This is a genomic window from Clostridium sp. MF28 (genome assembly GCF_002969175.1).
Lineage (GTDB): Bacteria > Bacillota > Clostridia > Clostridiales > Clostridiaceae > Clostridium > Clostridium beijerinckii.
The window spans coordinates 4,647,094-4,662,049 of the sequence record NZ_CP014331.1 but is presented as its reverse complement, the minus strand read 5'-3'; the positions used below and the strand labels follow the sequence as shown (position 1 = coordinate 4,662,049).

The 14,956-nt window shown below is 30.3% G+C and carries 14 protein-coding genes, 1 pseudogene and 1 riboswitch; of the genes and pseudogenes, 1 reads left to right on the top strand and 14 read right to left on the bottom strand.

Features of this window, described 5'->3' with window-relative positions:
• Positions 1–55: 55 nt before the first annotated feature.
• The 11 genes and pseudogenes from AXY43_RS20425 to AXY43_RS20380 form a co-directional block, all read right to left on the bottom strand.
• Positions 56–727 (bottom strand): sugar transferase, encoded by a 672-nt coding sequence (locus tag AXY43_RS20425; protein ID WP_105412056.1) that lies wholly within the window; start codon positions 725–727, stop codon positions 56–58.
• 78 nt (positions 728–805) lie between these two features.
• A riboswitch (cyclic di-GMP riboswitch) is annotated at positions 806–888 on the bottom strand.
• An 89-nt stretch (positions 889–977) separates the two neighbouring features.
• On the bottom strand, positions 978–1,742 hold the full coding sequence (locus AXY43_RS20420) for a tyrosine-protein phosphatase (RefSeq protein ID WP_105412055.1): 765 nt from the start codon (positions 1,740–1,742) through the stop codon (positions 978–980).
• A gap of 632 nt (positions 1,743–2,374) precedes the next feature.
• Positions 2,375–3,091, bottom strand: a complete 717-nt coding sequence (locus AXY43_RS20415) for a CpsD/CapB family tyrosine-protein kinase (RefSeq protein ID WP_105412054.1) — start codon at positions 3,089–3,091, stop codon at positions 2,375–2,377.
• Between the two features lie 11 nt (positions 3,092–3,102).
• Complete coding sequence (locus tag AXY43_RS20410; protein WP_105412053.1) at positions 3,103–3,801, bottom strand: YveK family protein; 699 nt, start codon at positions 3,799–3,801, stop codon at positions 3,103–3,105.
• A gap of 756 nt (positions 3,802–4,557) precedes the next feature.
• The gene (locus AXY43_RS28550; RefSeq protein ID WP_279220046.1) at positions 4,558–4,683 is read right to left on the bottom strand and encodes a hypothetical protein; all 126 of its coding nucleotides are present in this window, start codon (positions 4,681–4,683) and stop codon (positions 4,558–4,560) included.
• Entirely contained in the window at positions 4,676–5,470 is a 795-nt protein-coding gene (locus AXY43_RS20405) for an ABC transporter ATP-binding protein (protein WP_011968424.1), read from the bottom strand. Before AXY43_RS20405 ends, AXY43_RS28550 begins: the two co-directional genes overlap by 8 nt.
• Positions 5,436–6,338 carry an ABC transporter permease gene (locus AXY43_RS20400; protein WP_011968423.1) on the bottom strand — a complete coding sequence of 301 codons (903 nt, stop codon included), beginning with the start codon at positions 6,336–6,338 and terminating at the stop codon, positions 5,436–5,438. Before AXY43_RS20400 ends, AXY43_RS20405 begins: the two co-directional genes overlap by 35 nt.
• The gene (locus AXY43_RS20395; protein ID WP_039771287.1) at positions 6,338–7,354 is read right to left on the bottom strand and encodes an ABC transporter substrate-binding protein; all 1,017 of its coding nucleotides are present in this window, start codon (positions 7,352–7,354) and stop codon (positions 6,338–6,340) included. Before AXY43_RS20395 ends, AXY43_RS20400 begins: the two co-directional genes overlap by 1 nt.
• Positions 7,355–7,807: 453 nt before the next feature.
• Positions 7,808–9,400 carry an AAA family ATPase gene (locus AXY43_RS20390; protein WP_105412052.1) on the bottom strand — a complete coding sequence of 531 codons (1,593 nt, stop codon included), beginning with the start codon at positions 9,398–9,400 and terminating at the stop codon, positions 7,808–7,810.
• A gap of 51 nt (positions 9,401–9,451) precedes the next feature.
• Positions 9,452–9,865: a HutP family protein gene (locus AXY43_RS20385; RefSeq protein ID WP_023973440.1), complete on the bottom strand. Its 414-nt coding sequence runs from the start codon at positions 9,863–9,865 to the stop codon at positions 9,452–9,454.
• A gap of 48 nt (positions 9,866–9,913) precedes the next feature.
• Positions 9,914–11,475, bottom strand: a pseudogene (locus AXY43_RS20380) (AAA family ATPase).
• Between the two features lie 205 nt (positions 11,476–11,680).
• Between AXY43_RS20380 and AXY43_RS28080 the strand changes: the two are divergent.
• Positions 11,681–11,818 carry a hypothetical protein gene (locus AXY43_RS28080; protein WP_206608168.1) on the top strand — a complete coding sequence of 46 codons (138 nt, stop codon included), beginning with the start codon at positions 11,681–11,683 and terminating at the stop codon, positions 11,816–11,818.
• Positions 11,819–11,918: 100 nt separating this feature from the next.
• On the opposite strand, the gene AXY43_RS20375 is transcribed toward AXY43_RS28080, so the two are convergent.
• The 3 genes from AXY43_RS20375 to AXY43_RS20365 are packed head-to-tail and all read right to left on the bottom strand — an operon-like array spanning position 11,919 to position 14,948.
• A complete protein-coding gene (locus AXY43_RS20375) occupies positions 11,919–12,737 on the bottom strand; it encodes an acetyl-CoA carboxylase carboxyltransferase subunit alpha (protein WP_077868889.1) in 819 nt (272 codons plus the stop codon).
• Positions 12,738–12,739: 2 nt separating this feature from the next.
• A complete protein-coding gene (accD, locus tag AXY43_RS20370) occupies positions 12,740–13,603 on the bottom strand; it encodes an acetyl-CoA carboxylase, carboxyltransferase subunit beta (RefSeq protein WP_077831053.1) in 864 nt (287 codons plus the stop codon).
• A complete protein-coding gene (locus AXY43_RS20365) occupies positions 13,596–14,948 on the bottom strand; it encodes an acetyl-CoA carboxylase biotin carboxylase subunit (RefSeq protein ID WP_039771295.1) in 1,353 nt (450 codons plus the stop codon). Before AXY43_RS20365 ends, accD begins: the two co-directional genes overlap by 8 nt.
• Positions 14,949–14,956 lie beyond the last annotated feature (8 nt).

The window sequence follows — 14,956 nt, the reverse complement described above, 5'->3', positions numbered from 1 at the left end:
CGACAATATTTCTCTATATTTATTGAGTCACAGATCAAACTCTGCCCAAATGAATCTATCTCGCATGTTCATCACCAAAAAACACCCCGAATGTTTTTAAAACTAACTTTATGTCAACTAGAGTATTTCTCTCTCTAACATACTTAACGTCTAATCTCATCCAATCTTCAAAGCCAATATCACTTCTTCCAGACACTTGCCAGTAGCAAGTTAGTCCTGGTTTAACTGTTAATCTTTCCATCATCCAATCTTCAAATTTCACTACTTCTTTTGGAAGTGATGGCCTCGGTCCAACTAAACTCATTTCACCTTTTAAGACATTAACTAATTGTGGCAATTCATCTATACTTGTTTTTCTTATGAATCTTCCTATTTTAGTTACCCTTGGATCTTCTTTCATTTTAAACATTGGTCCAGCCATTTCATTTTTAGCACTTAGCTTGTCCTTTAATTCTTCTGCATTGGCCACCATAGATCTAAATTTATACATCCTGAATTTTTTGCCATTTCTTCCGACTCTCTCTTGCGAAAAGATAGAATTTCCTTCTGATTCTAATCTTATTAAAATGGCCACAACTAAAAATATTGGGCTTAAAATTATAAGTCCAATAGATGAACAAAACACATCCATAGTTCTCTTTAAAAAACAATATCCTATTCTGCTGTCTTCCGTTTCCAGTTGTTCTTTAAACAAAACTTCCTCACTGTTAAATTCTAACTGCTGCATACTACTCCCCCTAAAGCTCATTATCACCAAACGAACAAATTTTCCCCTTATTATTCACAAAAAGCAACCAACCTTAACATAAATCAAAGCCGGTTGCACTAATAACTCACCATATATAAAGTGCCCAGATAAACATATGGATCAACGTCTCTCTATCACAGATTATACCACATAATTAATAATTTGTTAATATTGATTCGACAATCCATCTCATGAAATTTATCCCATTGTTAGACATTTAACAATAAATTTATCTTTTAAAAAATCCAAATATCGATTTCTTTTCTTTAATTTTCTCTCCTGAAAACTTTATCTCCCCATTATTTAGCATTTTTTCAGAACTATCTTTAAATACATCCTTGATTGTGCTTTTATTTATTAAATCCAAAGCCGTACTAAGACCAGTATTTCTTCTATTAATATTATGAGCATCAGACCCTATAAAGTTATATATCCCATTATTTAGAAGCACATTAGCTGTCCTTTGAACTTTTTCTCCAAATCTTCCATCTATACTTCCAGCATTTACTTGGAATAAATAACCTTCATTAATAAACTTATTAATATTCTTAGGATCTTGTATAATAGGAATATATCTTTCTGGATGTGCAATTACTGGTACTATATTTCTTACTTGAAGCTCATAAAGAGTGTCAAATATACTTTCATCAAACTTTCTCATCGGAAATTCAATCAGCATATATCTAGAATCATTTATAGTCCCAATATTCCCTTGTATATAGTATTCTATTATCTTTTCAGTATAATAAACTTCCTGACCACTATATACCTTTATATCTATGTTCTCTTTCACTAAAATATTATTAATTTCCTTCACATAATTCTTAACTTCATCAATTGTAGCTTCTCCATACTCAAGTAAATAATGAGGAGTAGCCACAATTTCTTTAACACCATCTTTTTCCGCATTTCTAAGCATCTCCAAAGTCATTTCCATATCCTTAGATCCATCATCAATCCCAGGTATTATATGCGAATGAATATCAACTATCATAACAATCCCTCTCCTCTAAAAATAAAAAATCAGTAAAAGCTTCCCTCTTCTTTCCGTAAATATACTCATAAAACTAATTTTCATAGATATCCAATTTAAATCTTCGACTTATTAGATAAACAAATTCGCTAGAAATTATAATTTTTATTCATAATCCACTTCAAGTAGATATCCATATTCCAAACCATATCTATGCCTGAATATATTCTATACTAGAAATAAAAATCTTGCTTTTGTGGAAGTGTTACATTAGAAGCTAAACTGTAATTATATATCCAATTTAAACCTCCGACTTATTAGATAAGCAAATTTGCTAGAACTTTAAATTCATGTCTTTACTAGAAATTGTAAATATATTTGTGGAGAAAACATTTGAAAATGAGCTGTTAAAGGTTCTTAGCTGTAGGTTGTTCGATTTTAGCTTGTGAAGTGAGAGTCCAAAATTTTATTTTGGGTTCTCGAACTTCCTCAGCGAATGTAATGAGTCGAGCTTCCCTAGGAAAGTCGGCGCATGCTAAAGTGGATACAACCTGCTGCTTAGAACCTTCAGCGATATTTTCATAGTTTTTCGGAATCAAAATATTTATAATTTCGGTAAGTTATGATATAAATCTAAGTTCAAATTTGGATATCTACTTACCTTCTTCACTGCTTCCATAATAGTAGTAGTATTTACCCCTAGTATTTTCTACTGCATGAAGTACAGTTCCTAATATATTAGCCCCAACTTTAGTTAATAAATTCTTTGCATCAATTACTGATTCTCTACTTGTTCTTTGCGCTCTTACAACAAGTATAGTTCCATCGGCTTTTGTAGAAAGAATTTGAGCATCTGTAACTGCTTGAAGTGGAGCACTATCTAAAATTACTATATCGTATTTCTCCCCTAATTTTTGTATTAAATTAGTCATTGCAGTTGAAGATAACATTTCTGATGGATTAGGTGGAATCTTACCAGATGTTAATATATCAAGATTTTCATTACGACTTTGTATTACATTATCTAAATTTTCTTTTCCTATAAGAACTTCAGATAATCCACTTAAGTTTGATAATTTAAAGTTTTTATGTACTGAAGGTTTTCTTAAATCACAATCAACTATTATAACTCTTTTTTCATTTTGAGCAAAAGATAATGCAAGATTACCTGACACGGTAGACTTTCCTTCTGCTGCTTCCGCACTTGTAACTACAATAGTTTTAATTGTCTTATCAAATGATGAATACTGAATATTTGTTCTTAATGTTCTATAGGCTTCCGATACTATTGACTTTGGCTTTTTTTCAACTACGAAGCCCCTATATTCCTGATTTTCTACTGCTTTATGTAATTTTCTTGCTGAAAACATCTTTTATCCTCCTATTCCAAATCTTCAGGAATTGCACCAATAACAGGAATTCCTAATATTTGCTCTAATTGATCCTTACTCTTAAAGGTATTATCTAAGAATTCTAATAAAAACGCTAATCCAACGCTTACCATAAGTCCAAGTAAAAATGCAATAGCAATATTTAATTTCTTATTAGGGCTAGCTGGATTTTCAGGCAGCTCCGCTGGCTCTACTATTTTTACATTACCGTTTGGAATAAGTTCTGTAGATGTCTTTATGAACTGATTTGTTATAGAATCTAATACTTCTTTACTTAGATTTCTATCCTTACTTATGTATTTTATCTCCAAAATTTGAGTGTTTGCTGCCGGTGTAACAGTCAAATCATTAAGTACATCCTTAGAAATTAAATCAAAACCTTCAGCATTAATAGCTTTTTCAACTAAGGCATTAGTTTTTATAACCTCTGCATAAGTTTTTAATAATTGTTGATACATCTGAATATCACTATTGTTATAATTTTGATCCTTGCTATCTGTCTTTTCTTTACCTATAAATACTTTTGTGCTTGCTTCATACTTTGGTGCAATTACAAAAAAACTAACAATTCCGGCCGTTAATGTTGCAAGTAAAGTTATTGAAAGTATCATCTTCCATCTTTTTAATAATATATTTATTATTTCTTCGATCCTAATGGACTCCTCAATTCTTATGTTTTCTTCGTTCATCTGTCAAACTCCCTATAATTTCTATTTTTAAATGCATGTACCATTTTTTTCGGTTTAAATCATTTTTTCAAATAATCAGTCGTAAAGGTTTAGTCTAAAATTACACACATCATTAATTTCATTAATCTTCTCAAAAAAATATTCCCCCTAAATAGTTAATTAAATTTAATAACATCACTATTTACCATTATATCATAATTTTTTCTTATATTATACTTAGTATTTAAATTAGACACAAAAAAACAAAATATTTTACAATAATTTTTCCATAAGTTATATTTTGTAATTAAACTTGTTATGTTTTTTTATAAAATTCACATTCTTCAATGCACAATTTACAATTCACGATTCACAATGCACAGTTCACAATTCTTACTTCAATTCACAATGCACAATTAGGGATACAATTCTTGGGATATTTTTTCGAATCATCATGAGGGGTTATTTGTTTCGATATATATGTAACAAAAATAAGCAGTAAGATCTATAAGTTTCTTACCACTTCATTATAGTTATTATTTTTTAATGGAATTTTAATTTATTTTATATCTACACTAGAAATAAGGGGCATGCTTTTAGGTCATGTTGCATCTAGGATATTAACATTATTTAAATACAAAAAATAAGGAAAAAATTTCAAGTGATTATCTATACTAGAAAGAAAAGTTATTCTTTTGCGTAGTGTTGCATTGAGAAAAGAGCTATAGGATTTCTTAAGTAGACGTTGTTCCATTGTTGCTTGTCCTGAGCTTTGCCTCAGGAGCATGCAAAAATGGATGCAACTTTTACTTTTAGAAATCCATAGCCCTTTTCTCTAGCAACCGAGCACCAGAATAACTTTTCTTTCGGTAAGCTATCACATAATTTCGGTAGTTTATCCAAATAAAGTTCTATCGCTTAAAGCTTCTGCTCCATTAGCTTTTTCAAATAGTCCAAGAAGTTTATTATTATCTAATTTTTCTTTTTCTTCACCTTTGACGTCAACTAAAATCTTGCCTCTATGCATCATGAAAAGTCTATTACCATTCTCAAGAGCATGTTTAAGATTATGGGTAACCATAAGGGTTGTTATTCCGCTGTCTTTTACTATATTTCTTGTTATATCCATTATTATTTCTGATGTTTTAGGATCTAGCGCCGCTGTATGCTCATCTAGTAATAATAATTTTGGTTTAGACATTACTGACATAAGTAGAGTTAAAGCTTGTCTCTGTCCTCCTGATAAAAGCTGTACTTTATTATAAAGCTTATCTTCAAGCCCCAAATTAAGTTCTTTTACCATCTCTTTGTAATAATCTATCCTCTTTTTATTTATCCCAAAGCTAAGCCCAAAGGATTTTCCCTTATTATCTGCAAGAGCGATATTTTCTAATATTGTCATATTAGGTGCTACACCCATTGATGGATTTTGAAAAACTCTCCCAATGGACTTTGATCTTGCGTATTCAGGTTTATTAATAACTTCATCACCATCTAATAATATTGATCCTGAATCTGCTTCAAGAGTTCCAGATATCATATTTAACAATGTTGATTTACCTGCTCCATTTGAACCTATTATACTTATGAAGTCACCTTGCTTAACATCCAATGATAATCTATCAAAAACCCTATTTTCATTTATTGTATTTTGATTAAACACTTTGGATAGTTGTTTCACTTTTAACATCTTTAGCACTACCTCCTATAACAGATTTTCTTTTCTTAAATTTCAAGACACCGCTATTAGAACATAATGCTATAACTACAATTATGGCTGTCATTAATTTTAAGTCATTGGCATTTAATCCAAGTTTTAATACTATTGCTATTGCCGCCTTATATATAATTGCCCCAAGTATTGATAAGGTAGTCACTTTAATAAAAGATAATCTCTCAAATAATGATGTTCCGATAATTACTGCCGCAAGCCCCATTACAACAGTACCAGTTCCCATTCCAACATCACTAAATCCTTGATATTGTGCAGTTAGTGCCCCAGCAAGTGCAACTAATGCATTACTTATCATAAGACCTAACACTTTAACCAAATCTTTATTTACTCCAAGAGATGAAACTACTTGTTCATTATCCCCAACAGCTACAAGCAAAAATCCTGATTTAGTCTTTAAATATAAGTCTAATAGTATTTTAACTACAATAACCATTATCAAAATCACTACTATAGCCGGAATTGATGACTTAAATAAATTAGGAGTATTAAATAATGGAACATTTGCTTTTCCCATTATTCTTAAGTTAATAGAATATAATCCTATCATTACTAATATTCCAGCCATTAAATTTGTTATTTTAAGCTTAACATGCAAAAATGCTGTTATTCCTCCAGCTAATGCTCCACCTAAGGTTGCTATTATTATACTAATCCATGGATTAACCCCATTTACCAAAAGAGCTGCTGAAATTGCAGCCCCAAGTGGGAATGTAGAGTCCACTGATAAATCAGGAAAATCTAAAATTTTATAAGTTATATATACTCCGATTGAAACTAATGAAAATAGCAGCCCTTGTTCTAAAATATTTATTAAAACACCCACTACTCAACGCCTCCAGTTACCTTTTTACAATTTGATTCTATATCTGCTGGAAGTGTTATATTTAATTTCTTAACTACATCAGTGTTTATAGTAAATGACATATCACTTAATGTGCTTATTTCAACATCTGATGGCTTCTTTCCATCTAAAACTTCTGCTGCTTTATATCCAGCTTCTTTTCCTAGTTTGTAATAATCTATTCCTATAGAAGCAAGTCCACCTTTAGTTACTACTGCTTCTTCTGCACCTATTATAGGAACGTTTTTATCTAAACAAAGTTTACCTACTAACGCATATCCTGAAGCAACTGTGTTATCTGTAGGTGTATATAATACATCTATTTGACCTAAAGCACTTGCTAAATTTTGATTTATCTCATTAACATTTGTAACACCAATTTCTTTTACTGCTAAGCCTTGTTTATCTGCCGCTGCTTTAAGCTCATCAACTTGAGTTACAGAATTTGTTTCTGAAGTGTTATAAATTACTCCTACTGTTTTAGCATTTGGAAGTAATTTTTTTAATAATTCTATTTGCTTGTCCACAGGAACTTTATCTGATGTACCTGTAACATTTGTTCCCGAGCTCTTCCAATCCTTTGCTACTTCTGCTTTAACAGGATCTGTTACTGCTGTGAATATTATTGGAATATCCTTAGTTGAATTATAAGCTGCTTGAACTGCTGGTGTTGCAATTGCAAAAATCAAGTCTTTCTTTGCATCTGTAAATTGCTTAGCAATTGTTTGAGCATTAGCTTGTTCACCCTGAGCATTTTGTTGTTCAATTTTAATATTCTTACCTTCTTCATATCCCTTTTCTTTTAATCCATCAACAAATCCCTTATTAGACGCATCTAAAGCATCATGTTGAACTAACTGAATCACTCCAATATTCTTCACTGCCGATGATGCAGCACCTCCATTATTAGAATCCGTTGCACTCTTTCCGCATCCTGCAAGAATTCCTCCAACTAAAACTGTACATAGCAGCATGGCTGCTTTCTTTTTTCCTACCATATTTCTATCCTCCTACTATATTCTTATTATCAATTTCCTACTATACTTCAAAATGCCAACTACCTTCTCAATAAATACAATCATAATTATATATCTATATTTATGATAAATATTCAAATAAATTGATAATAATTTATAAATCTTTTAAGTTATGATATCATATTTTGAAATACTTGTAAAGTTGCTACCCTTACTTTGCAAGCTTTTTTAGTTTTTTAGTATAAAAATTATACATCAATTCACAATGCACAATGCTCAATTCGCGATGCATAATTTACAGTTCACCTTTTACAATTCACAATGCATAATTTACAGTTCACAATTAATGAATGATGAAGTTGTCAGGTTGAGAATTACTATTTTCTTCATATATAGGATTATCAAAAAAAGGAGCTGTCGCATTAACGGATTAGAATCCGTTAATGACAGCCCCTTTTCTTTCATATACGTAAATCAGCAGTATACTTGTATTATTCTTTTTTGTTTTTCACTGAAATTTACAAGCTCCTCATCTAGCTTTCCTGTTTCGTTTTTAGTTTTTCTAAAATCAAATATTAAAAGATAGCCTTCTTCTAATCCATACTGCTCTAAATATTCACTTAACTGTATCAATCCTTTTTTATGGTAAGCTTCTCCGTTCCATTTCTTAAGTTCTAATATATACATTTTCTTATTATAAGTTATGACTATATCAAAACGTTTTTCATCTCCGCCCTGTACTTCCTTAAATGCAAATCCTGTGCCATTTATTATTGGACTTATAAAGGCTAAAAATAGTAATCTTCCATCTGCTTCTAAAAAAGCTTCTCTTTTCGCTGAGTATTCGTGTTTCATTAACTCTGAGAATTTTATTAAAATCTTTTTTACATCCAGATTTCCATCCTCTTTTATAAAATTGGACTTATAATTATATTGAGACATAACTGATTTCTTATCCTGCCTTATTACTTTCATCATCATATGATTATAAATCAATTGCTCATAAAGCTTATTATTTATTTTACAAACTCCATCTTTTTCCTTTAAAATACCGTATATACTTCCTAAACTTACTATATTATCTGTTTTTATATAATTTATATTTTCATTATCTAATACTATTCTTTTAACAAAATCATATAGTTCCTCATTGTTTTCTATATTTTTAATAAGACTCTCAAAATTAGTATTACTATCTTTTAATATTTCTTTTACAGCTAAATCCATATATTCCTTTTCCCAAACAAATTCATTATCACTCATTATCTTTTCATCTATTATCTTACATAATTTGCTTACTAAAAACGGATATCCTTCTGTATAAAAATAAAGCTTTTCTGAAAAGTATTCTTTATCTAATATAACTTTTTTATCTTCTACATAATCCTCAAGCATAGTCATTATTTCTTCTTTTGAAAAACTCATATCAACATCAAAATCTGAGGCTATATTCCAAGGGCTGTTATATTTATGTTCTTCATCACTTCTTATTTTAACTTTAAGAGTTTTAACATCATAGACACCAGCCAAAATTATACTGTGAAAAGTATAATCCCGCCCTTCACTTCTAAGAAGATATTTGTTTCTAAGCATTCCTAAAAAACTCAAAAACAATTGATTATTACTGCTTTTATCAACTTCATCTATCATTAATACTACCTTTTTGTTTATCTCTCTAACAAATTTAGTTATAAAATAGGATAAATCATCTAAGGTTTCTACGCTTTCTTTATTAGAAGAAATAAATTTTGATAATTCAACATTTTCAAACTCGATTGTACGTTCTAATATTTTCATAAAACCTTTACTAAACCTATTTTCATCCTCAAAAATCAAATCGCCTATACCTTCAAAGCTTATCTTTATAGGAAAATAATCTTCTGATTCCTTTAACTTATTATCTAGTAAAAATAAAGTTGTAGTTTTCCCATATTGTCTTGGTCTATTTATCACGAAATACTCTTCACCATCAATAAGCTTCATTATTTTATCTATTTTTTTCGAAATATCTACAATGTAATGTTTATTAGGAATGCAAGTTCCAGTGACATTAAATTTTTTTAACATAATTTTATCACCATCCCATAAATAATATTTAATTCTGTTAATTGTTTCCTGCTATAAAGGTAATGCCCTATGCCCTATTCCTATAACTACTTCATCTAAGTGCAGAAGTCCAATACTTAAGAATATACACACTGAAATATGTTCTCCGCCTCTAGCTATTCCAATTTTTCCACCTACATTTTGCCCATTTGCTCTATTTGCAACTTGAATAACCGCATCTCTAGTTGCACCTATAACAGCACCTTCATGCAAATGTTCTTCTCTTATTAACTCGTTTCTTTTTGCAGCAACTAATGCACTTTCAAGTATTTTAGCTATCGATGAATTAATATTTCCACCTACATTTACTGCGGTAACTTTAATTCCTTTCTCTGCATATACTTTCTTTAAATGCTCTTCTTCATGTCTATCACATATAGCCATTTTAGTAGCTATCTTTGCAACTCTTGTACTATTGCTTTCCATTTTTACACTCTCCAATCAATCTAAACCTATAACATTGATCTGATTAACTTAAACATATACCTGAAAAATATCCTTTCCATTAATATTAGATCTTTCTTCTTTAAACTCTTTGTTTTTATTAAAATTAAATATTAAGAGATACCCTTTATTTAAATCATATATATTCAAATAATCACAAAGCTGCTCGATTCCCTTTTCGTGGTATTTTAAACCTCTCCATATTTTCATCTCAATTATATACTTAAACTTATTGTAGGTTATAACTACATCTAATCTTTTCTCTTCTGAAACCTGAACTTCCTTAAAATCAAATCCTGTTCCATTTATTATAGGCTTTATAAATGCTAAAAATAAGAATCTTCCATGATGTTCTGCAAATTCTTTATCCTTAGAAGAATACTGTTCCTCATAAACTGCTGAAACCTTTTTAGAATTTTTTCTATGTTCAATTCTCCATTTTCTTTAACAAAGGCTTCCTTGAAGTTATATTTCTCCATATTACTATAATTATTTTCAAACTTTGATATCATATAATTATAAATTCTTTCCCTAAATATTTTATTAGATATTTGAACTTTGCCATCTGTATTTTTGAAATATCCATAAAGCACCCCTAAATCAACAAGAGGATTATCATTATTAAAGCTCTTATCATTTCCCCTCACTATTATGTCTTCAATGTAATCATAAAGTTCTTTATTGTTTTCTAAGTTCTTTATTAAACTATCAAATAAAGTATTTTTTTCTTCTAAAATAATTTTAACTGCCTTTTGTATATCTTCACCCTCCCAAGGCCCTTTATCCAATTCATAAATTTTTTCATCTACAATTTGGCATAGCCTGCTAACTAAAAACGGGTATCCATCTGTAAAAAAGTGAATCTCTTCACTAAGTTTATCTATATCCATAGATAAAGAATTTTCTATTGCATATTCATTTAGCATAGTAGCTATTTCTTTGGACGAAAAACTCATATCAATATTAAAATCTGCTGCGATATTCCATGGAGAATTGTATTTTTCCTCATTCTCGTTTCTAATTTTTAGTTTTAAGCTTTTGACATCATATACTCCAGCTAGAATAACACTTTTAAAAGTGAAGTCCTTTCCAACTTCTCTAGCCAAATACTTATTTCTAAGCATTCCAAGAAAGCTTAAAAACAACTGGTTATTTGAGCTTTTATCTACTTCATCTATAATTAAAACAACATCCTTTTTTGCATTCTCAACAAACTGTGTTATTATTTCTGATAACTCTTCAATATCCCTAATTTCTCTGCTTAAATTTTCTAGCTTCCTGCTTTCTTCTTTATCTGAAAATACTAGATCTTTAATTATTAGTTTCAAGAATTTATTACAAAAGCTTTTTTCATCTTCAAATACAATATCTCCAATTCCTTCAAAGCTTATATTTATAACTAAATATACATCCTTTAATTTATTATTTATCTCATTCAAAGTCGTCGTTTTTCCATATTGTCTAGGCCTATTTATAGTAAAATAAAATTCATTATCTATAAGTTTTTTTATTTGTTCAATTTTCTTACTTATGTCAACCATATAGTATTTTCTTGAAACACAAACCCCAGTACTATTAAACCTTTTCTTCATACTCTACATACACCACCGATCTTTAACTGATTTATTATATTATATCCTATAAGTTATTTTAATAAAACAAAAAATAGGGCTAAAGAGTATTTCTCTACCCTTTAGCCCCTATATTAAATCTTGCCATATACAAATCAATTATAAGCTATAGATATCCAACTTTAAAACTAGACTTATGTGATACCTTACCGAAATCATAAATATTTTGATTCCGAAAAGCTATGAAAATATCGCTGAAGGTTCTAAGCAGCAGGTTGTTCCATTGATGCTTGTCACAATTAAATTGGGAGCAAGCATTAGTGGTGCAGCCTGCAATTTAGCACTTTCAGCAAAATTTTCATAGTCCTGTGAAATAACAATGTTTTTACTTTCGGTGGATTATTGCATAAATCTAGGTCATATATTGTTTATCTATATAAAATATATCGCAACTAGAAATATAATTAATAAAAATTCCCCATAGCTCTGAATTTATTATATCTATTATCTATTAGTTCATTTAAATCTTTTTCTTTTAATTCTAACAAGTTATCTACAATTGTTTTCTTAAGAGCCTCTGCTGCTTTAACAGGGTTTTTATGTGCACCACCCCTAGGTTCTTTTACGATACCATCAATTATATCAAAACCCTTTAAATCTTTAGCAGTAATTTTCGCAACTGCTGCTGCTTCTTTAACTCTGTTTGGATCTTTCCATAGAATCGAAGCAAATCCTTCTGGTGAAAGAACTGAATATATAGAATGTTCTAACATAAAGATTTTATCTGCAACTGCTAAAGCTAAAGCTCCTCCACTTTCGCCCTCACCTGTTATAATTGAAATTATTGGTGTCTTTAATCTACTTAATTCAAAAAGATTATTTGCTATAGCCTGCCCTTGACCTCTTTCTTCTGCTCCCATACCTGGAAATGCTCCCATAGTATCTATAAAACAAATTACAGGTCTTTTAAATTTTTCAGCCTGCTTCATAAGTCTTAATGCTTTTCTATATCCTTCCGGATTAGGCATTCCAAAATTTCTTTTTATATACTCACTAGTATTTGATCCTTTAGTTATTGCTATAACTGTAACATTTATATCATTAATAGATGCGATTCCACCAATTATAGCTTGATCATCACCAAAGTTTCTATCTCCATGAAATTCAATGAAATCTTTAAATATAGTTTCTATATAATATTGCCCAGATGGTCTGTCTTTGTGCCTTGCTATTTCAACACTTTCCCATGGTGTTACATTAATTTTCATAAAATCTTTATCCATAATTAATTCCTCACTCCATGCAAAATAAGAATTTTATATATACATGCCCTCATATTCTTTCTTTCAACAATGGCATCAACAAAACCTTTTTCAAGTAAAAATTCTGCTTTTTGAAAATTATCTGGAAGAGTTTCTTTAATTGTGTTTTCAATAACTCTTCTTCCTGCAAATCCTATTAATGCATTAGGCTCACTTAAAATTATATCACCTTCCATTGCAAAACTTGCAGTTACTCCTCCAGTTGTTGGATCTGTTAATATAGAAATATATAAAAGACCAGCTTCACTATGCTTTGCTAGAGCTGCACTTATCTTTGCCATTTGCATAAGTGAAAAAATACCTTCCTGCATTCTAGCACCGCCAGATGCTGTGAAAATCATTAATGGAAGTTTATTTTCTGTGGCATGTTCTATAAGTCTTGTAATCTTTTCACCAACTACAGTTCCCATACTTCCCATCATAAAGAAGCTATCCATAATAGCACATGCTACTTCTATACCATTTAGCTTTCCAACTCCAGTAACAACAGCTTCTGTACTATCAGTCTTTCCGCTCTTTAATTTTTCTTCATAGCCTTTAAAATCTAATGGATTCGTAGTTTTTAAGTCTTTCCAGAATTCCTTAAAAGTATCTTTATCAAAAAATACTTTTATTCTTTCTTTTGCATTAAGTCTAAAATGATGACCACAAGTTGCGCAAACGAACTTAGAATTTTCTAAGTCTTCTGCATATATCATTGAATTACACTTATCACATTTTTCCCACATACCTGATGGTATATTAGGCTTTTCTTCAGAAACACTCTTTTTTAACGTTGAGGATTTAACAGTTGCATATTGTCTTTTTACAAATAAATCCTTAAGCATTCTTCTTCACCATCTTTTCTGCTAAAAATGAAGTATCATAATCTCCTTCTAAGAATTCTTTAGTATGAAGTATTGATAATTCAAAATCAATATTAGTTTTTACCCCACCTACTGCAAATTCTGCTAATGCTCTATCCATTTTTACAATAGCTTCATTTCTATTATCACCAAAAGTAATTAATTTAGCTATCATAGAATCATAGCAATGAGGAATTTTATATCCACAGAATATAGCCGAATCTACTCTTACTCCCATACCCCCTGGGACACAAAGCTCTTCGATTGTTCCTGGACATGGTCTGAAATCATGTTCTGGATCTTCTGCATTAACTCTACATTCTATTGCATGACCTTTAATCTTTATATCATCTTGGGTATAAGCTAATTTTTCTCCTGATGCTATCTTCAATTGTTCTTTTACTAAGTCTATACCTGTAATCATTTCAGTAATTGGATGCTCTACTTGTATTCTCGTATTCATTTCCATGAAGTAGAAATTATTATCTCTATCAAACAAGAATTCTATAGTTCCTGCATTCTTATAATCTACAGCTAGAGCTGCTTTCTTTGCAATTTCACCCATTTTAGCTCTTAATTCTTCTGTTAATACATTTGATGGTGCTTCTTCTAAAACCTTTTGGTTCTTTCTTTGCATTGAGCATTCTCTTTCACATAAATGTATAACATGGCCATGTTCATCGGCTAATATTTGAAATTCAATATGCTTTGGCTTTTGAACAAATTTTTCTATATATAATGAATCATCTCCAAAACAAGCTTTTGCTTCTGTTTTAGCAGTTTTAAAGCCCATTAAGAATTCTTCATCATTATTAGCAACTCTTATTCCTTTACCGCCGCCGCCTGCTGATGCTTTTATCATTATTGGGTATCCAATACCTTTTGCAATTTCTAAAGCATGGGCTTCATCTCTTATTTCACCTTCATATCCAGGTACTACTGGGACACCAGAAGCTTTCATAATTTCTCTTGCTTTAGCCTTATTTCCCATAAGCTCAATTGTCTCATAATCAGGACCTATAAATTTAATATTGCATTGTCTACACATCTTTGCGAATTTAGGATTTTCTGATAAAAATCCAAACCCTGGATGTATAGCGTCAGCTCCAGTTAAAACACATGCACTTAGAATGTTTGTTATGTTTAAATAACTATCTTTAGGCATTGCAGAACCAATACATACAGCTTCATCTGCAAGTTGAGTATGAAGTGCTTCTTTATCTATTTCTGAATAAACAGCTACTGTACTTATTCCCATTTCTCTACAAGCTCTAATTATTCTAACTGCAATTTCTCCTCTGTTGGCAATTAGCACTTTCTTTAACATTTTTATCA